Genomic DNA, 18873 nt, shown 5'->3' with positions numbered 1-18873 from the left:
GATGTGGCCGAGCGGCGGCGACCTGCGGCTGGCCGACCTCTCGCTGGGCGCGGAGGTCGGCTCGGGCGGGCAGGGGAAGGTCCACGAGCTGCTCGGGGCGGGCGGCGGCCACGTGTTCAAGGAGTACCTCCACCCCGCGACGGTGAACGGCGCCGCCCTGAAACGCCTCGTCGAGCTGCCCGCCGACCTGAGCCAGGCGCATCGTGACGCGCTGCTCCGGCAGACGGCGTGGCCGCTCGCGCGCGTCCTCGACGGCGGGCACGTCAGGGGCTTCGTGATGCGGCGCGTCCCGGCGGAGTTCTGGGGGAGGGCGGCGCCGGGGCCGAAGCTCCGCGAGTTGCAGTACCTCCTCTACGAGCCGAAGGCGCTGTGGGGCGACATCACGCCGCCGGACGCGGCGGGACGGCTGGAGATCGCGCGCGGGACCGTGTCCCTGTTCCGGCTGCTGCACGCGAACCGGCTCGTGGTGGGCGACGTGTCGATGAGCAACCTGCTCTGGTCCCCGGCGGGGAACGTGTTCCTGCTCGACTGCGACGGGATCCGCGAGACGGGGGAGAAGCCCGTCATGGCGCAGCCGTCCACCCCGGACTGGGACGACCCGGAGCAGCCGTCCACCGGCCCCGACCTCGACACCGACCGGTACAAGCTGGCCCTGCTCGTGGCACGCGTCCTCGCGAAGGCGTCGGGGCTGCGTCCGGGACGGCCGGTGCCGTTCGTGGCGGGCGTCCCGGACCGGATCGCGGGCGAGGTGTCCGAGCGGTTCGCCGAGGCGGCGCGGCCGCGCGGCCTGCGCCCGGACGCGGCGCGGTGGGCCAGGGCGCTCGACGAGCGCGGCGTGATCGAGCTCGACCCGCTGCCGCCGGTCCGGAGGCCGCCGTCGCTGCCGCAGGCGCCGCTCGACGGCGGCCGGGGGCAGCGGCCGATGATCCAGTTGCCCCCGGCGTAGCGGTGCGCGGCGGTCAGCCCAGGCTCGACAGGAGCGCGGGCAGCTCGCCGTCGTGGACGACCGTCAGCCGCCGCGTGGCCCGGGTCAGCGCGACGTACAGGTCCTGGCCGCCCTTCGGCGACTCGGCGAGGATCCCGGCCGGGTCGGCCACGATGACCGAGTCGAACTCCAGGCCCTTCGCCTCCTCGGCGGTCAGCACGACGGCGGGGGAGTCGAGGGCCTCCGGGGTCGCGCCGACGGCGGCGTCCGGCAGCGCCGCGAGGACGCCGGGCCGCCACGCGGCGGAGGTGACCACGGCGAGCCGCCCCTCGGTGAACGGGCCGTCCGACCCGCCTCCGGCGACGAGCGACAGCTCGGACCGCACGAGCGGGCCCAGCTCGGCGGCCGGCAGCGCGAGCGCGGCGGGCGGCGGGCCGTCGTCCCGGACGGGCACCGGCGGCGTCTCGCCGGGCGCGACGGCGGCGAGGACGTCCGCGGCGACCCGCATGATGGCGGCGGGCGTCCGGTAGTTGACGAGGAGGCGCTGCTCCCGCCAGCGGCCGGGGACGTACCGGTCGAGCATCTGCCCCCAGGACGCGGCGCCCGCCGCGCTGCCGGTCTGCGCGATGTCGCCGACGACGGTCAGGGACCGGGTCGGGACGCGCTTCATGACCGTCCGCCACGCCATCGCGGACAGCTCCTGCGCCTCGTCCACGATCACGTGCCCGTACGCCCATTCGCGGTCGGCCAGGGCGCGCTGGGCGGTGGTGAGCGGCGGCCCGCCGTCCTCGTGGCGCTCGGCCAGGTCGCTCCCGGAGAGCAGGTCGCTCGCGGTGAGCTTCTCGGCATCGGTCGAGTCGGTCGTCTGGATGACCTCCTGCGCGTACCGCGCCTCCTCCGCGCGCTTGGCCGCGGCGGCGCGCGCGCGGGCCTTCTCGGCGGAGTCGTCCTTGCCGAGGAGGTCGGCGGCCTCGTCCAGGAGGGGGACGTCGGAGACCGTCCACGGGCTCCCGGCGGGACGCCGCAGGAGGTCGGCCTCGGCCTCGGTCAGACCGGCCTGTGCGGCGACCCGGCCCGGGTCGGCGAAGAGTTCGGTCAGGAGCCGTTCGGGGGTCAGTTCGGGCCACAGCGCGTTGACGGCGGCGCGGACGGCGGTGTCGTGCCAGAGGTCCGCCTTGGCGAGACGGAGGTCGGCCTCGTCCAGGAGGGGTTCGTCCTCGGCTTCGTCGATGAGTTCCTGGATCCAGTCGGGCAGCCCGCCGTTCCTGGCGATCTCCTCCAGGGGCTCGTCCATGATGCGGTCGTACTGCTCGGCCCGGTTGAAGGCGAGGGCCTCCAGCAGGTCGTGGACGAAGCGCCGCCGCTGCATGTTGTGGGGGAGGGGCAGAGAGCGCGCGGTGTCCCTGATCCGCTCGCAGTTCTCGGCGTCCACGACCAGGGTGATGCCCTCGTACTCGACGCTCAGGCCCTCGGCGGGTGCGCGTTGCCGGTCGCGCACGGCCGCCTGCACGAGATCCGCCATCCGGAGGTCGCCCTTGACTACGGCGACGTCGGGACGGTCCACTGCGGTCGCCTTCAAGCCCGGGTACAGCTCGCCGACGGTGGCCAGCGCGACGTCCGTCTCGCCCAGCCCGGGGAGGACCTGCTCGATGTAGCGCAGGAACGTGGCGTTCGGCCCGACGACGAGCACGCCGCGCCGTTCGAGGACGTCCCGGTGCGTGTAGAGCAGGTACGCGGCGCGGTGCAGGGCCGCGACCGTCTTCCCGGTGCCCGGACCGCCCTGGACGACGAGCACCCCTTGCAGACCCGACCGGATGACCTGGTCCTGCTCCTCCTGGATGGTGGCGACGACGTCGCTCATGCGTCCCGTCCGGCCGCGGCGGAGCGTGGCGAGCAGCGCGGCCTCGCCGACGATGCCGCGCCGCTCGGACTCCTCCAGGCCCTCCAGGTCGAAGACCTCGTCGTCGAGCCGGGCCACCTCGCGGCCGCGCAGGTGCAGGTGGCGGCGGCGCGCGAGGGTGCCGGGCGCGCCGGGGGTGGCGGTGTAGAACGGGCGGGCGGCGGCGGCCCGCCAGTCGATCAGCAGCGGCTCGTGGTCCTCGTCGCGCAGCCCGATGCGGCCGACGTAGAACGTGTCGCCGGGGCCGCCCGCGTCCGCGCGGTGGTCGATGCGGCCGAAGCACAGGCCGTGCTCGACGCCGCCGAGCCGGGCCAGCCGCCGGGCCGCCTCCTCGGTCGCGACGGCGCTCTCCACCCGGGCCTGCAGCACGCTGCCGCCGCCCGCCGCCGGGCCCGCGCGCAGCGCCTGCTCGGCCCGCGCCCGCTCGACGTCGAGCCGCGCGTACACGCGGGAGACGTACTCCTGCTCGGCGCGCAGCGCGGCCCGGCGCGCCGTTTCCTCGCCGGAGGGGTTGACAGCGTCCGCTTGACGGAGTCCCATGTCTCAGGTACTCTCCTATACAGAGGATGGGTTAAGTCTGTGCGCGATGATGCGAGTCGCCACCTTACCATCCTTTTCGCGCGTCGCGCGCGATCTTTCCGGGCCGCCCAGAAGATCTTCTTTGTTGCGGCGGACGTCACCCGCGCGGTGCTCCGAGGTCACGGTCCTTGGTGAGGATTCCGGCGTTGCATGCCGGAAATCTCCGAAAGGTCGCGACACATGGCCGACTCTCTGGCCGACAACCCCCGTCCGCTCGACCGGCGATCCTTCCTCGTCACCGGCGGTCTCGCCACCGCCGTCGCCATGGCCGGCGTCCCCGGCACCGCGCAGGCCGCCGCCCCCCGCTCCCGAGCCCTGGCCGGCGACCCGTTCACCCTCGGCGTCGCGTCCGGCGACCCCGACCCCGGCGGCTTCGTCCTCTGGACGAGGCTCGCGCTCGACCCGCTCGCCGACGACGGCCGCGGCGGCATGCCGTCCCGGACGATCCCCGTCGCCTGGGAGGTCGCGTCCGACGAGCGCTTCCGGCGCGTCGAGCGGCGCGGCACCGCCGCCGCGCGCCCGCAGTCCGCGCACTCCGTCCACGTCGAGCTGAACGGCCTGCGGCCGGGCAGCGACTACTGGTACCGCTTCCGCACCGGCAAGTACGTCTCCCCGGCCGGGCGCACCCGCACCGCTCCCCACCCCGCCACGTTCGGACCCGCGCTCGCCATGGCGTTCGTGTCGTGCTCCCAGTACGAGCACGGCTACTTCACCGCCTACCGGCGGCTCGCCGAGCAGCACCCCGACCTGATCCTGCACCTGGGCGACTACCAGTACGAGTACAAGAAGGGCGTCTACACGATCCCGGGCGGCAACGTCCGCGACCACGAGGGCCCCGAGACCGTCACGCTGGCGGACTACCGGCTCCGCCACGCCCAGTACAAGACCGACCGCGACCTCCAGGCCGCGCACCAGGCCGCGCCGTGGCTCGTCGTCTTCGACGACCACGAGGTGGAGAACAACTGGGCCGACGACGTGCCCGAGGAGGGGTCCGACACCCCGTCCCCGGCGGCGTTCCGCGCCCGCCGGGCCGCCGCGTTCCAGGCGTACTACGAGAACATGCCGCTGCGCCGCGCCTCGATCCCGAACGGCCCCGACATCCAGGTGTACCGGCGCGTCCAGTGGGGCCGGCTCGCGACGTTCCACATGCTCGACACCCGCCAGTTCCGCGACGACCAGGCGTGCGGCGACGGCTACAAGGACTGCCCCGCCGCCCTCGACCCGAAGCGCTCCATCACCGGCGACAGGCAGGAGAAGTGGCTGCTGGACGGCTTCCGCCGCTCCACCGCCCGCTGGGACGTCCTCGGCCAGCAGGTGTTCTTCGCGCAGCGCGACAACACCGCCGGGCCGGTCAAGAAGACCTCGATGGACTCCTGGGACGGCTACGCCGCGTCCCGCGACCGGATCACCAAGGGCTGGCTGGACGCGAAGGTCCGCAACCCGGTCGTGCTCACCGGCGACGTCCACGCCCACTGGGCGAGCGACCTCAAGGCCGACTACGACGACCCCGGCTCGAAGACGGTCGGGTCCGAGCTGGTCGCCACGTCCATCACCAGCACCGGCGACGGCGCGGACTCCAACCCCGCCGACCACCCCTACCTCAAGATCAACCCGCATCTGCGGTTCTACAACAACCAGCGCGGCTACGTCCTGACGAAGATCGGCAAGGACGAGTTCAAAGCTGACTTCACGACGGTGCCGACCGTGCGGACGCCGGGCGCGAAGGCGTCCGTCAAGGCGACGTACGTCATCGAGGACCGCGTGCCGGGCGTCAGGCAGACCTACCTCCGCCCCTACCAGTCGGCCAAGGCGTCGGCGCGATCGGAGCGGGATCTAATCCGCCAGACCGTGGAGAACGAGACCGAGCGGCCCTGACCGCCGCTCGACGGGGTCCGGCGCGCCGCCGGACCCCGTTCCTCGGCGTCCGTCAGCGGTCGGCGCGGGCGTTCGTCGCGCCGCCGGAGAGGATGTCGCCGAGGTCGTAGGCGACCGGCACCTCCAGCTGCTCGTACGTGCACGACTCCGGCGTCCGGTCGGGCCGCCAGTTCCGGAAGCGGGCGGTGTGCCGGATGCGGTCGCCCTCCATCCCCTCGTAGGCCACCTCGACGACCAGCTCGGGACGCAGCGGCACCCAGCTCAGGTCCTTCTTGCCCGTCCAGCGGGAGACGGCGCCGGGCATGCGGTCGGCGGTCGCCTCGCTCTGGCTCGCCCACTCCGACCACGGATGCTCGGCGAGGTTCTCCAGCCGGTACGGCTGGAGCTCGTCGACCAGCTCGGCGCGGCGCTTCATCGTGAAGGACGCCGCCACCCCGACGTGCTGGAGCTTGCCCTCCGAGTTGAAGAGGCCGAGCAGCAGCGACCCCACGATCGGCCCGGACTTGTGCCAGCGGAACCCGGCCACCACGCAGTCGGCCGTCCGCTCGTGCTTGACCTTGAACAGCACCCGCTTGTCGGGCTCGTAGACGGTGTCGCGCGGCTTGGCGATGACGCCGTCGAGCCCGGCGCCCTCGAACTCGTCGAACCAGCGCAGCGCCAGCTCGTAGGAGTCGGACGCGGGCGTCACGTGGATCGGCGCCTTCGCCCCGGCGAGCGTCTCGACGAGCCGCGCCCGGCGCTCCCCGAGCGGCACTTCGAGCAGCGACTCGTCGCCGAGGGCGAGCAGGTCGAACGCCACGAACGAGGCGGGCGTCTCCTCCGCCAGGAGCTTGACCCGCGACGCGGCCGGGTGGATGCGCTGCTGGAGGGCGTCGAAGTCGAGGCGCGTCCCCTTCGGCAGGACGATCTCGCCGTCCACCACGCACCGCTCCGGCAGCTCGCGCCTGGCCGCCTCGACCAGCTCGGGGAAGTACCGGGTGAGCGGCTTCTCGCCCCGGCTGGACAGCTCCACCTCGTCGCCGTCGCGGAACACGATGCAGCGGAAGCCGTCCCACTTCGGCTCGTAGAGCAGGTCGCCCTTGGGCATGGTCTTGACCGCCTTGGCCAGCATCGGCGGCAGCGGCGGGCTGATCGGCAGGTCCATCCCCCTATAGTGCGCCCTGCCACCGACAGTCCCGCACGCCGGGTCGCCGCGAATCCGTCCGATAACCTGCAGGTCATGCGCCGTCTCCTGCCCGAGCCCCCGGTCGGCGGCGTCGACCCGTACGTCGCCTACGGCGACGCGCCGGGCCTGCGGCTCGGCATGGTGATGAGCGCGGACGGCTCCGCCACCGACGCCGACGGCTGGACGGACGGCCTCGGCGGCGCCGCCGACTTCCGCGTCTTCCGCACCCTGCGCGCCCTCGCCGACGCGATCCTCGTCGGGGCCGGGACGGTCCGGACGGGACGCCTCGGCCCCGCCCGCCTGCGTCCCGACCTGCGCGCGCGGCGCGGCGGACCGCCCGCGCCGATCGTCGTGGTGAGCCGCGCCCCCGACTTCGACTGGACGCTCCCGCTGTTCACCGAGGCCGAGACGCCGACCATCGTCGTCACGTCGCGCGCCGCGCGGCGGCAGGTCCCCGGCGGCGTCCAGGTGGTCGTCGCGGGCGAGGACGGCGTCGACCTGCCCGCCGCCGTCCGGGCGCTCCGCGAGGACCTCGGGCTTGGGCGGCTGCTCTGCGAGGGCGGCCCGGCGCTGGCGTCCGCGCTGATCAGGGCGTCACTCGTCGACGAGCTGTGCCTCAACATCGCGCCGACGCTGCTGGGCACGGCCCGGCACACCCGCCTCCTGGACGGCCTGGACGCCGAGGTCCCGCTCGACCCCGCCGCCCTCTACCTCGACGAGGGCGTGCTGTTCGTCCGCTACCGCCTGCGGGTGTAGCGGAGGAAGAGGAAGTCGTCGTCGCGGAGCGCGTCGGCGAGGGCCAACTCCTGCGGGACGGGCACCGGCGGCCCGTTCAAAATCCGCGTCGGGGTCCCGCTGAGGAGTTGCGGGCTCAGGGTGAGGCACAACTCGTCCAGCAGGCCGACCCCCACGAGTTGGGCGAGGATGCTCGGACCGCCCTCGCACAGCAGGCGCCGGTGGCCCCGCTCGGCGAGCGCGCGGACGGCACCCTGGAAGTCGAGCAGCTGCTCCCCGGCGACGATCACGTCGGCGCGCTCCCGCGCCGCCTTCAGCCGCACCGGGTCGGCGGCCGCGGCCGTCAGCACGATCGTCCGCGCGTCCGCCCTCGCCTCGGTGAAGACGGGGGCGTCGAAGTCCAGGTCGAGGGACCGCGAGACGATCGCCAGCGGCGGGACGGGCGACCGCCCGTCCCGGGCGCCGCCCCAGTCGTCGTTCGGCCGCACCGGGCCGTAGCCCTCGGCGCGGACCGTCTCGGCGCCGACGATGACGACGTCGGCCAGGCCGCGCAGCAGCAGGAACAGGCGGCGGTCGGCGGGGCCGCCGAGGCCCGCGCTGCGCTCGTCGCGCTGCGCCGCTCCGTCGAGGCTCGCGACCATGTTGGCGCGCAGCCAGGTGCCGTCCGGCGGGTAGGCGTAGCGCTCGGCGAGGTCGACCTCGCCGTCCTCCGGGGTCAGTGCTCGCATGGGAATCCAAGTTACTGCACGGTTCGGCGCGCGCCCCGCGGCGGCCGCCGCGGTGACGGTCCGTACGCCAATCTGTACGAATCCGTCATGGCGGAGCCGCCGCGGGGCGACACTGGGGGCGGGGGACGGGGATGAAAATTGCAGCGAAAGGAGCGGGGGGTTGAAATTCGCCGCTTTGGCCGCGTGGGTGGTCGCCGCAGTCGCGGGCGGCTACCTGCTGGTCGGCTGGCTGGCGCACGAGGGGAGGGCGACGAAGGTGACGCGGTACCCGATCGCCGTCATGGCGGGCCATCCGCTGGCGGCGGTGGCCGGGCTCGGGCTCTGGATCGGCTACCTGGTCACCGGGCGCGCCGAGTACGCGTGGGCCGCGTTCGCGGCCCTGCTGGTGGTCTTCTTCCAGGGGTTCATGCTGTTCACCCGCTGGCTCGTCGGCGGCGGGGGCCGCCACGCGCGCGGAGCCGAGCGGTCGTTCCCGAGGGCCGCGGTCGTCGTCCACGGGGGCGTGGCCGTGACGACGTTCGTCCTGGTGTTCCTCACCGCGATGGAGGTGACGCGCGGGTAGGGGCGGCCGGCGGCTAGGGGATCCTGCGGAGCACCGCGAGGGACCGTCCGGTGACGGCGACGACGTCGCGCGCCTTGACGCGGGGCCGGTCGCCGGTCGTCCCGGGCTCCGCCGTGTCGAGCGCGAACTCCCAGCGCTCGCCGTACTCGCCGCCGGGCAGCGTGTACTCGACCGGCTCCGCGCCCGCGTTGACCAGCAGCAGGAACGAGTCGTCGCGGACGCGGCGGCCGCGCGGGTCGGGCTCGGTGATGGCGTCGCCGTTCAGGAACACGCCGAGCGACTTGGCGAAGCCGACGTTCCAGTCCTCGTCGGTCATGGCCTCGCCCGCCGGGGTGAGCCAGGCGATGTCGGCGGCGGCGCCGGTGCCCGTCCCGGTGAAGAAGCGGCGGCGGCGGAACACCGGGTGGTCGCGCCGCAGTCGCGACAGCGTCCGGACGAACTCGGTGTCGTCGGAGTCGTCCCACCGCACCCAGGCGATCTCGTTGTCCTGGCAGTAGGCGTTGTTGTTGCCGCGCTGGGTGCGGCCCAGCTCGTCCCCGTGCGAGAGCATCGGGACGCCCTGCGACAGGAACAGCGTCGCCAGGAAGTTGCGGCGCTGCCGGGCGCGCAGGTCGAGGACGTCCGGGTCGCGGGTGGGGCCCTCCACGCCGCAGTTCCAGGACCGGTTGTCGTCGGTGCCGTCGCGGTTGTCCTCGCCGTTGGCCTCGTTGTGCTTGTGGTCGTAGGAGACGAGGTCGGCCAGCGTGAACCCGTCGTGGCAGGTGACGAAGTTGATGGACGCGAACGGCCGCCGCGCGCTGTGCTCGTACAGGTCGGACGACCCGGTCAGCCGGGACGCGAACTCCGGCATCGTCGCGTACGAGCCGCGCCAGAAGTCGCGGACGGTGTCGCGGTACTTGCCGTTCCACTCCGTCCAGAGCGGGGGGAAGTTGCCGACCTGGTAGCCGCCCTCGCCGACGTCCCACGGCTCGGCGATCAGCTTGACCTGCGAGACGACCGGGTCCTGCTGGACGAGGTCGAAGAACGCCGCGAGCCGGTCGACGTCGTGCAGCTCGCGGGCCAGCGCGGACGCGAGGTCGAAGCGGAACCCGTCGACGTGCATCTCCAGGATCCAGTAGCGCAGCGAGTCCATGATGAGCTGGAGCGCGTGCGGGTTCCGGACGTTCAGCGAGTTCCCGCATCCCGTGTAGTCGAGGTGGTAGCGCTTGTCGTCGTCGCGGAGCCGGTAGTAGGACGCGTTGTCGATGCCCCGGAACGACAGCGTCGGGCCGAGGTGGTCGCCCTCGGCGGTGTGGTTGTAGACGACGTCGAGGATGACCTCGATGCCCGCCTCGTGCAGCGCGCGGACCATCGCCTTGAACTCCAGCACCTGCTCCCCGAACTGCCCGGACGAGCTGTAGGAGTTGTGCGGGGCGAAGAACCCGATCGTGTTGTAGCCCCAGTAGTTGTCGAGGCCGCGGGCGACGAGCGCGTGCTCGGGGATCGACTGGTGCACCGGCATCAGCTCGACGGCCGTCACACCGAGGTCGAGCAGGTGGTCGATCATCACCGGGTGGGCGAGGCCCGCGTACGTCCCGCGCTGCTCCTCCGGGATGGCCGGGTGCAGCTTCGTCAGGCCCTTGACGTGCGCCTCGTAGATGACGCTCTCGTGGTACGGGACGCGCGGCGGCCGGTCGTCGCCCCAGTCGAAGAACGGGTTCACGACGACGTTCTTCGGCATGTAGGGGGCGCTGTCGTCCTCGTTCAGCGCGTCGGGGTCGGCGAACCGGTAGGAGAACAGCGACTCGTGCCAGCGGACGCCGCCCTCCACCGCCTTCCCGTACGGGTCGAGCAGCAGCTTGGACGGGTTGCACCGGTGCCCCTCGCCCGGGTCGAACGGGCCGTGCACCCGGTACCCGTAGCGCTGGCCGGGGCCGACGCCGGGCAGGTAGCCGTGCCAGACGAAGCCGTCCACCTCGGGGAGGTCGCGGCGCGTCTCGCGTCCGGAGTCGTCGAACAGGCACAGCTCGACCCGCTGGGCCACCTCGGAGAACAGGGCGAAGTTGGTGCCCGTGCCGTCCCAGGTGGCGCCCAGCGGGTAGGGGTCCCCGGGCCAAACCTCCATGCGCTCCACTCCTCGGCCGGTACGTCCTGGCTTGACGATTCTGGCCTACCCGGCGTCCGTCCGCGCCGCACCGCCCGCCACGCGAGTGTCACGAGTGTCACCCTCCGTGGGGGAGGTCGTTGGGGAGGTCGTGGGAGAGGCCGTGGGGGAGGCGCCAGACGTCCTCGCCGTCGGCCGTGGTCCGGCCGGTGGCGCGCAGCCCGATCCGGGCCGCGACCGCCGCCGACGGCCGGTTGTCCGGGTGGACGGTCGCGACGACGTCCCGGACGCCGTGCGCGAGCAGCCAGCCCAGCAGCGCGCGGGCGGCCTCGGTCGCGAACCCGAACCCCTGGTACGGCATCCCGATCACCCAGGCGACGGACGCGAGGGGACGCGGCCGTCCCGGCGTGACGGTCGACCCGGCGGACGGCGGCGCCACCGCGAACCCGGGCGGCGCGGGAGCGACGGTCGCCTGGACGTAGCCGACCGCCTGCCCGTCCCGGATCCGGCGGACGGCCCAGTTCAGCCAGCCCTCCTGGTGGAACGGCGCGGGGCCCGCGACGAGCCGCGCGTAGCGGGCGCGCAGCTCGGGCAGGGTGAGCGGCTCGCCGCCGGTGTAGCGGTGCAGCCGCCGGTCGGCGAGGACGGGCGCCAGCTCGTCGGCGTGCTGGACGGCCAGCGGCTCCAGGACGAGGCGCCGGGTCCGGATGGTCTCGGCGAGCGGCCCGTACACCCCGCCGATCGTATGTCCCGGGGACGGGAAGAGCCCGCTGGAAGGGCCGGTCAGAGCCGCTGCGTCCACGCTCCGGCGGGGTGCTGGCTCGGGCTGAGCCACAGCCACGGCTGGGAGTGCCGGAAGGTCAGCTCGGTGCCCGGCTGCCACGGGTACAGGCCCTCCGGGTTCGGCCAGACGACCTGGAGCATCGGCAGCGGCGGGCGCCGGTAGAACGCGACGGCCCCGCCGAACAGCCCGTCGTACCAGCGCGGGTCGACCTCCCGGAACGCGGCGGGCTGGCCGCGGACGACGCCGTCGCGGCGCTCGCCGTCGGCCGGGGCGCGGCCCTCGGCGGCGTGCCGGCCGAGCGCGTTCAGCGACTCCTCCATCTCGTACACGTCGCCGCCGCACATGGCGAGCTCGGGCGAGCGGTGGCTGTGCCACAGCCCGATCGTGTACGCCCAGCCGGGCCCGGCGTCGTCGGACGGGACGAGGACGACGCTCCACCCGTACTCGGTGATGTGCACGATCGTGCGGAGCTGGAAGTTGTCCAGCTTGTCGCGGTCGCCGTAGTCGCGGCAGATCACGCACGTGCAGGGGGAACGGCCCTCGGACATGACCTTGAGTTTACGATCTATCGACCCTCGGTATCGCTGCCAGCCCGTCTCCGGAATGATTGGACGGCCGGGAGATCGGCCCGGCCCCGCCCCGCGCCAGGAAGGCCCGCCATGGCCGCAGCCGAGCCCGCCGCCGTCCAGCCCGAGATCCCGCACGCGGCGCGGATCTGGAACTACTGGATGGGCGGCAAGGACAACTACGAGTCCGACCGGGCGGCGGGGGACGCCGTCGCCGCCGTCTACCCGGAGATCGTCGCGATGGCGAGGGAGTCGCGGCGGTTCCTGATCCGCGCGGTGACGTTCCTCGCGCAGGACCGCGGCGTCCGCCAGTTCGTCGACGTCGGCACGGGCCTGCCGACGATGGAGAACACCCACGAGGTCGCGCAGCACGTGGCGCCCGAGTCCCGCATCGTCTACGTCGACAACGATCCGACGGTGCTGGTGCACGCCCGCGCGCTGCTCGGCAACACGACGGCGGAGGGCGTGACGACCTACGTCCACGCCGACTACCACGACCCCGACCTGATCCTCGCGGAGGCGCGCGAGGTCCTCGACCTCGACGAGCCGGTGGCGGTCATGTTCATGGGGGTGCTCGGCTACGAGCCCGACCTCGCCGTCGCGCGCGCCATCGTCGGGCGGCTGATGGACGCGGTCCCGTCCGGCAGCCACCTCGTCCTCTGGGACGGGACCGACACCGGCTCCGAGGTCGTCGACGGCGCCGAGAAGCTGGTGGAGAGCGGGGGCGTCCCGTACGTGCTGCGCGCCCCCGCGCAGCTCGCCCGCTTCTTCGAGGGGCTGGAGGTGGTGGAGCCGGGGCTCGTCCCGATCACCCACTGGCGGCCGGACGACGCCGCCGAGCTGATCGACGCCTATGGCGCGGTGGGCCGAAAGGGCTGACCGAAACGCCGGGATAGGTGGTGGTGAAATTGATATATTCCGGATGATCTTGGCGGTGTTCACATCCCGTGATCTTCGGGGTAATACGCTGCGCGTGATCGACCGCGTCGTCGGCGTGAAGGGGCAGCGATGGACGACGAAGAATTCACCCCGTACACCCCCGACGTGGACACTCCCAACGCGGCGCGGATGTACGACTACTACCTCGGCGGAAAGGACAACTACCCGGCCGACCGGGCCGCCGCCGAGAAGATCATGGCGCTCGGCCCGAGCCGCGACATCTGCATCGCCAACCGGCGGTTCCTCGGCCGCGCCGTCCGGCTCGCCGCGCGGCGGGGCATCACGCAGTTCCTCGACCTCGGCACCGGGCTGCCGACCCAGGACAACGTGCACGAGGTCGCGAAGCGGGTGGCGCCGGGCGCGCGGGTCGTCTACGTCGACTACGACCCGGTGGTGCTCGCGCACGCCCGCGCGCTGCGGGCCATCGACGACACCACGTCGGTCGTGCGGCAGGACGTCCGCGAGCCGGAGAAGATCCTGGGGCACCGCGAGGTGGAGCGGCTGATCGACTTCTCCGAGCCGGTCGCGGTGCTGTTCGTCGCGATCCTGCACTGCCTGACCGACGATGAGGACCCGTGGGGCGTGGTCCGGACGTTCGCCGAGCGGATGGCACCGGGCAGCCACCTGATCGTCTCCCATCTGACCGACGACGCGCATCCGGAGATCGGCGCGGCGGCCAGAGAGGTCTACGACGGCGCGAACGCGCCGCTCATCCATCGCTCCCACGCCGCGATCTCCCGGTTCTTCGAGGGCTTCGAGCTGCTCGAACCGGGTGTCACGGCGGTCAACGAATGGCGTCCGGACGACGAGGACGATCGGACTCGTCCCGGCGGCGAATGGTTCTACGTGGGAGTGGGGCGGAAACAGTGAGAAGGCAGTTAGCGGTCGCGGCGGCGGGTCTCCTCCTCCTGGCCGGGTGCGCGGACCCGGACGACGACGGCGGCGGTTCCAAGCCGGGCGGCGGCGCCAAGGGCGTCGCGTTCTTCGGCTTCGCCAAGGCCAACTCGTTCTCGCAGGCCACCTTCGAGGGCGTGAAGGAGCAGGCGGGCAAGGCGGGCGTGAAGGCCGAGTTCTTCGACGCCAACTTCGACGCCCAGGCCCAGATACGGCAGATGCAGGACGCGATCACGTCCAAGCGGTTCGGGGTGTTCGTCGTCCAGGCCAACGACGGGACGGCCTCCGTGCCCGTCGTGCGCAAGGCCGTCCAGAGCGGGATCGCCGTGGTCGTCCAGTTCACCCCGGTCGGGCCGCGCTACAGCACCGCCGACCCGCAGGTGCCGGGCGCGATCTCGCTGGTGGACGTGCCCGTCCGCAACGGCGAGCGGCTCGGCCGCCTCGGCGCCGGCGCCTGCCGGACGGTCAAGGCCAAGCCCTGCGAGGTCGCCTACCTGGAGGGCCTGAAGGCCCTGCCGCTCGACAACGCGCGCACCGAGGCCGTCGTGAAGACGCTGCGGAGCGCGCCGGACGTGAAGGTCGTCGCGCAGATCGAGGGCGGCTACACCCGGGACTCCGGCCGCAAGGCCATGCAGGACCTCCTCCAGGCCCACCCCGGCGTCGACGTCGTCATCGGCTCGTCGCAGGCCCTCTTCGGAGCGGAGGGCGTCGCGAAGGGCAAGGACATCCGGTACGTGGGCAACGGCGCGTCCCGGCAGGCGGTGGCCGCCGTCCGCGAGGGCCGCTGGTACGGCATCCCGTACCTGCCGATCCGGACGGCCGGGGCGAAGGCCGCCGAGCTGGGCCTCACCAAGGCGCGCGGCGGGACCGTCGCGGCGTCGACCGACATGTCGACGCTCGTCCCGAACGGCGGCGAGCTGACCAAGGACCTGATCGCCTCGTCCGGGATCACCGGCGAGTACGACGAGTAGCCGCGAGGCTTGACGATGGACTACTAGCGGTGGACGTCGCGCTCGACGGGATCGGGAAGGGCTACGGCGGGACCACCGTCCTGGACGGGGTGTCGGTCGCCCTGCGCGGCGGGCGGGTGCACGGACTCGTCGGCGAGAACGGCGCGGGGAAGAGCACCCTCGCCCGCGTCCTGTGCGGGGCGGTGCGGGCCGACGCCGGGCGCGTCCTCGTCGACGGCGAGCCCGTCGCGCTCCGGTCCCCGCGCGACGCGCTCCGGCACGGGATCGCGCTCGTCACGCAGGAGGGCGCGATCGTCCCCGGCCTCAGCGTCGCCGACAACGTCCTCCTCGGGACGCGCGGCGCGCTGCGCGCCCGGTCGGCGGACCGGGACCGCGTCGCCGCCCTCGCCGCGCGGGCGGGCTTCGCGCTCGACCCGTCCGCCCGCGCCGGCGACCTCCCGCTCGTGCACCGCCAGCAGGTCGAGATCCTGCGGGCGCTGGCGCGCGGCGCGCGGCTGATCGCGCTGGACGAGCCGACCGCCCTGCTGCCCGCGCCCGCCGCCCGCCGCCTCCTCCGGCTGGCCCGCGACCTCGCCGAGCGCGACGGGCTCGCGGTCGTCCTCATCTCGCACCGGCTGGAGGAGGTCCTGGACGCCTGCGACACCGTCACCGTCCTGCGGGACGGCCGCCACGTCGCCACCGCGCCCGCCGCCGACCTGACGCCGCGCGACCTGCTGCGCGCGATGGTCGGACGTCCCGTCGACGTGCTGTACCCGGAGGTCGGGCCCGTCCCGGACGACGCGCCGGTCGTGCTGTCGGTCCGGGGCCTCGCGCGCGGCAGGGCGGTGCGCGGCGTCGGCCTGGACGTGCGGGCGGGGGAGATCGTCGGCCTCGCCGGGCTCGTCGGCAGCGGCCGGACCGAGACGCTCCGCCTGATCTTCGGCGCGGACCGGCGCGACGCCGGGGAGGTGACGATCGCGGGCCGCCGGGTCGCCGGGCGGTCCCCGTCCCGGGCGATGGCGCTCGGCGCCGGGCTCGTCCCGGAGTCGCGGGCGGAGCAGGGGCTCGTGCTCGTCCGGTCGGCGGCGGAGAACCTGGCGCTCGCGAGCCTGGCGGAGCGGCGGCGGCTCGGCTTCGTCCGCCGCCGCGCCGAGCGGAGCGCCGTGACCGGGACGGCGGACGCGCTCGGCGTCGGCGGCGTCGGCCGTCCCGCCTGGACGCTGTCCGGCGGCAACCAGCAGCGGACGGTCTTCGGCAGGTGGCTCATCCACTCGCCCCGCCTCCTGCTCGTGGACGAGCCCACGCGCGGCGTCGACGTGGCCGCCAAGGCGCACGTCCACCGGCTGATCGCCGGGCTGGCCGCGCGCGGCGTCGCGGTGCTCATGGCGTCGTCGGAGGTCGAGGAGGTGCTCGGCCTCGCGCACCGCGTCCTCGTGCTGCGCGACGGCCGTGTCGCGGGCGAGTTCCCGCGCGGCGCGAGCGCCGAGGACGTCCTCACGACGGCAGGTCTGCGGTGAGGTACGCGGCGGTCCGCGACCACGGCATCGTCGTCGCGCTCGCCGGGATGGTCGTCGCGCTGTCCCTGTCGACCAGCACGTTCCTCACCACGGGGAACCTGGTGAACGTCCTCGACCAGGCCGTCGTGGTCGGGCTCCTCGCGTGCGGCATGACGCTCTGCATCGTGTGCGGCGTGTTCGACCTGTCGGTCAGCGCCGTCCTGGCGGTCAGCGCGGTCGTCGCCGTGCTGGTCACGCGGTACGCCGGGGTCCCCGCCGGGTACGCGGCGGGCGTCACGACCGGCACGCTGATGGGGACCGCGACCGGTCTCGTCGTCGCCCTGTCCCGCGTGCACTCGTTCATCGCGACGCTCGCGCTCAGCATCGTCTACCGGGGGCTGGCCGTCGTGATCACCGGCGGCGCGATCGTCTACCCGCGCGCGGCGCAGCTCGACCCGTTCCAGTCGCTGAGCTACCCGACCGTCCTCGGGCGGATCACCGTGCCGACGCTCGTCCTCGCGGGCGTCGCCGCCGTCTGCTGGCTGCTGCTCGCCGCGACGACGCTCGGCCGCGCCGTCTACGCGGTCGGCGGGAACGCGGAGGCGGCGCGGCTGTCCGGCGTCCGGATCGCGCCCGTCCGGATCGCGGTGTTCGCGGTCAGCGGCGCGTGCGCCGGGACGGCCGGGCTCGTCCTCGCGTCCCGCGCCGGGTCCGCGCAGGCGAGCCTCGGCAGCCTGCTGGAGCTGACCGCGATCGCCGCCGTCGTCATCGGCGGGACGAGCATCCTCGGCGGCGAGGGCGCCGTCTGGCGGAGCCTCGTCGGCGTGCTGGTGCTGACCCTGATCTCCAACGGCTTCAACCTGCTCGGCTGGGACCCCACCTACAAGCAGGTCATCGAGGGCCTGCTGATCCTGGCGGCGGTCACGCTCGACCGGCTGCTGCGCCGCTCCGCGGGCGCTCCCTAGGCTTCCTCCGGGGCGGCCCGGTCGATGATCGCGCCGACGTCCAGGCCGTCCGGGAGCGTGCCGAACGCGGCGCCCGAGTCGCGGCCGAGGCGGGACGCGCAGAAGGCGTCCGCCACGGCCGGATGGCCGTGCCTGACCAGCAGCGACCCCTGGAGGACGAGCGCGAGCCGCTCCGCGACCCGGCGGGCGCGGTACTCGATCGCGGCCGGGTCGGCGAGGTCGTCCTTGGCCTCCTTCACGGCCGCGTCGAGGCGCGCGTCGGCCCCGCCCGCCCGGCCGACCTCGTCGAAGAAGGCGTCCACGGCCTGCGGCTCGCGGAGCATGGCACGCAGCAGGTCCAGCGCGGCGACGTTGCCGGAGCCCTCCCAGATCGAGTTCAGCGGCGACTCGCGGAACAGGCGCGGCATGCCCGACTCCTCGACGTAGCCGTTGCCGCCCAGGCACTCCAGGGCCTCGGCCGCGTGCGCGGGCCACCGCTTGCAGATCCAGTACTTGCCCGCCGCCAGGGCGAGCCGTTTGAACGCGCCCTCGGCCTCGTCGCCGCGCACCGACCGGTCGGTGGCGCCCGCGAGCCGCAGCATCGTGATCGTCGCCGCCTCGGACTCGACCGCGAGGTCGGCGAGGACGTTCCGCATCAGCGGCTGCTCGGCCAGCGGCCGCCCGAACGCGCTCCGGTGCGTCGCGTGGTGGACGGCCGTCGTCACGCCGAGCCGCATCCCGGACGCCGCGCCGATCACGCAGTCGAGCCGGGTCATGTTCACCATCTCGATGATCGTCCGGACGCCGCGGCCCTCGTCGCCGACCCGCCACGCGACCGCGTCCTCGTACTCGACCTCGGCGGACGCGTTGGACCTGTTGCCGAGCTTGTCCTTGAGTCGCATCAGCCGCAGCGGGTTGAGGGAGCCGTCCGGGAGGACGCGCGGCACGAGGAAGCAGGTGAGGCCGCCCGGCGCCTGCGCCAGCGTCAGGAACACGTCGCACATCGGCGCGCTGGTGAACCATTTGTGGCCGACGAGCCGGTACGTCCCGTCGGCGCCGGGCTCGGCCCGGGTGGTGTTGGCGCGGACGTCCGATCCGCCCTGCTTCTCGGTCATGGACATCCCGGCCAGCAGCCCGCGCTTCGTCGTCGGGGCGCGCAGCCCGAAGTCGTACTCCCGCGCGGCGAGCAGCGGCTCGTACTCCGCCGCCAGCTCCGGCGCCTTCCGCAGCGCGGGGACGGACGCGTACGTCATCGAGATCGGGCAGCCGTGGCCCGCGTCGACCCGCCAGACGTAGAACTTCGCGGCCCGTGCGACGTGGGCGCCGGGACGCTCGTCCGCCCACGCCGAGCCGTGCAGCCCGTGCGTCACGGCCACGTCCATCAGCTCGTGCCACGCCGGGTGGAACTCGACCTCGTCGATCCGCCGCCCGTACCGGTCGTGCGTCCGCAGGACGGGCGGGTGCTCGTTCGCGAGCCGCCCCCACTCCTGCGCCCGCTCGGTGCCCGCGAGGCGTCCCAGCTCGCGCACCTCGGCCGCGGCCCAGCCCGCGCCCTCGCGCTCCAGCCCGTCCAGCAGGACGGCCTCGGCGGACACGTCGTGCCCGGCGAGCGGGGGGACCTGATTGAACACCTCGTGCGTCACCGCTCTGCTCCTGCCTGCCGCGCTCCCGGCGGGGTCGCCGCCGCTGCCCGGCAGGATACAGAACCGCGTTCGGCCGGGAGACGATCATGCCTGCGGAGAGTGACC

The 18873-nt window shown here is 73.8% G+C and carries 16 protein-coding genes; 9 read left to right on the top strand and 7 right to left on the bottom strand.

From position 1 onward, the window contains the following. Nucleotide 1 precedes the first annotated feature (1 nt). Nucleotides 2-946, top strand: a complete 945-nt coding sequence (locus tag FXF68_RS27470) for a hypothetical protein (RefSeq protein ID WP_148764122.1) — start codon at nucleotides 2-4, stop codon at nucleotides 944-946. Between the two features lie 13 nt (nucleotides 947-959). Here FXF68_RS27470 and FXF68_RS27465 read toward each other — a convergent pair whose 3' ends face one another. After that, nucleotides 960-3365 carry a HelD family protein gene (locus FXF68_RS27465; protein ID WP_148764120.1) on the bottom strand — a complete coding sequence of 802 codons (2406 nt, stop codon included), beginning with the start codon at nucleotides 3363-3365 and terminating at the stop codon, nucleotides 960-962. A 219-nt stretch (nucleotides 3366-3584) separates the two neighbouring features. Here FXF68_RS27465 and FXF68_RS27460 point away from each other — a divergent pair, with 219 nt between their 5' ends. Next, the gene (locus tag FXF68_RS27460; protein WP_148764118.1) at nucleotides 3585-5279 is read left to right on the top strand and encodes an alkaline phosphatase D family protein; all 1695 of its coding nucleotides are present in this window, start codon (nucleotides 3585-3587) and stop codon (nucleotides 5277-5279) included. 52 nt (nucleotides 5280-5331) lie between these two features. Here the strand turns inward: FXF68_RS27460 and FXF68_RS27455 are convergent, their stop codons facing one another. Next, nucleotides 5332-6423 carry an ATP-dependent DNA ligase gene (locus tag FXF68_RS27455; protein ID WP_148764116.1) on the bottom strand — a complete coding sequence of 364 codons (1092 nt, stop codon included), beginning with the start codon at nucleotides 6421-6423 and terminating at the stop codon, nucleotides 5332-5334. A gap of 75 nt (nucleotides 6424-6498) precedes the next feature. Between FXF68_RS27455 and FXF68_RS27450 the strand changes: the two genes are divergently transcribed. Then, nucleotides 6499-7200 (top strand): dihydrofolate reductase family protein, encoded by a 702-nt coding sequence (locus FXF68_RS27450; protein ID WP_148764114.1) that lies wholly within the window; start codon nucleotides 6499-6501, stop codon nucleotides 7198-7200. On the opposite strand, the gene FXF68_RS27445 is transcribed toward FXF68_RS27450, so the two are convergent. Then, nucleotides 7182-7907 carry a pyrimidine reductase family protein gene (locus FXF68_RS27445; protein ID WP_148764112.1) on the bottom strand — a complete coding sequence of 242 codons (726 nt, stop codon included), beginning with the start codon at nucleotides 7905-7907 and terminating at the stop codon, nucleotides 7182-7184. The two genes, FXF68_RS27450 and FXF68_RS27445, sit on opposite strands and share 19 nt — an antisense overlap. Nucleotides 7908-8067: 160 nt before the next feature. Here FXF68_RS27445 and FXF68_RS27440 point away from each other — a divergent pair, with 160 nt between their 5' ends. Continuing rightward, on the top strand, nucleotides 8068-8469 hold the full coding sequence (locus tag FXF68_RS27440) for a hypothetical protein (protein WP_148764110.1): 402 nt from the start codon (nucleotides 8068-8070) through the stop codon (nucleotides 8467-8469). Between the two features lie 13 nt (nucleotides 8470-8482). Here the strand turns inward: FXF68_RS27440 and glgX are convergent, their stop codons facing one another. The 3 genes from glgX to FXF68_RS27425 form a co-directional block, all read right to left on the bottom strand. Then, entirely contained in the window at nucleotides 8483-10573 is a 2091-nt protein-coding gene (glgX, locus tag FXF68_RS27435) for a glycogen debranching protein GlgX (protein WP_148764109.1), read from the bottom strand. Between the two features lie 97 nt (nucleotides 10574-10670). After that, the gene (locus tag FXF68_RS27430) at nucleotides 10671-11285 is read right to left on the bottom strand and encodes a GNAT family N-acetyltransferase (RefSeq protein WP_148764108.1); all 615 of its coding nucleotides are present in this window, start codon (nucleotides 11283-11285) and stop codon (nucleotides 10671-10673) included. Nucleotides 11286-11335: 50 nt separating this feature from the next. Beyond that, nucleotides 11336-11884, bottom strand: coding sequence for a DUF4262 domain-containing protein (locus tag FXF68_RS27425; protein ID WP_148764106.1), 549 nt, complete (start codon nucleotides 11882-11884; stop codon nucleotides 11336-11338). Nucleotides 11885-11995: 111 nt separating this feature from the next. Here FXF68_RS27425 and FXF68_RS27420 point away from each other — a divergent pair, with 111 nt between their 5' ends. From FXF68_RS27420 to FXF68_RS27400, 5 genes are all read left to right on the top strand, one after another. After that, a complete protein-coding gene (locus FXF68_RS27420) occupies nucleotides 11996-12781 on the top strand; it encodes an SAM-dependent methyltransferase (RefSeq protein WP_148764104.1) in 786 nt (261 codons plus the stop codon). A 129-nt stretch (nucleotides 12782-12910) separates the two neighbouring features. Continuing rightward, on the top strand, nucleotides 12911-13711 hold the full coding sequence (locus FXF68_RS27415) for an SAM-dependent methyltransferase (RefSeq protein ID WP_148764102.1): 801 nt from the start codon (nucleotides 12911-12913) through the stop codon (nucleotides 13709-13711). Next, entirely contained in the window at nucleotides 13708-14706 is a 999-nt protein-coding gene (locus FXF68_RS27410) for a sugar ABC transporter substrate-binding protein (protein ID WP_246178970.1), read from the top strand. Before FXF68_RS27415 ends, FXF68_RS27410 begins: the two co-directional genes overlap by 4 nt. A gap of 29 nt (nucleotides 14707-14735) precedes the next feature. After that, nucleotides 14736-16202: a sugar ABC transporter ATP-binding protein gene (locus tag FXF68_RS27405; protein WP_148764098.1), complete on the top strand. Its 1467-nt coding sequence runs from the start codon at nucleotides 14736-14738 to the stop codon at nucleotides 16200-16202. Then, the gene (locus FXF68_RS27400; protein ID WP_246178969.1) at nucleotides 16199-17146 is read left to right on the top strand and encodes an ABC transporter permease; all 948 of its coding nucleotides are present in this window, start codon (nucleotides 16199-16201) and stop codon (nucleotides 17144-17146) included. The genes FXF68_RS27405 and FXF68_RS27400 overlap by 4 nt, the downstream gene beginning before the upstream one ends. Here the strand turns inward: FXF68_RS27400 and FXF68_RS27395 are convergent. Next, nucleotides 17143-18768 (bottom strand): isovaleryl-CoA dehydrogenase, encoded by a 1626-nt coding sequence (locus FXF68_RS27395; RefSeq protein ID WP_148764096.1) that lies wholly within the window; start codon nucleotides 18766-18768, stop codon nucleotides 17143-17145. The two genes, FXF68_RS27400 and FXF68_RS27395, sit on opposite strands and share 4 nt — an antisense overlap. Nucleotides 18769-18873 lie beyond the last annotated feature (105 nt).

It is taken from the genome of Actinomadura decatromicini, from assembly GCF_008121305.1.
GTDB lineage: Bacteria > Actinomycetota > Actinomycetes > Streptosporangiales > Streptosporangiaceae > Spirillospora > Spirillospora syzygii.
This window is presented reverse-complemented; position numbering and strand designations above follow the sequence as displayed.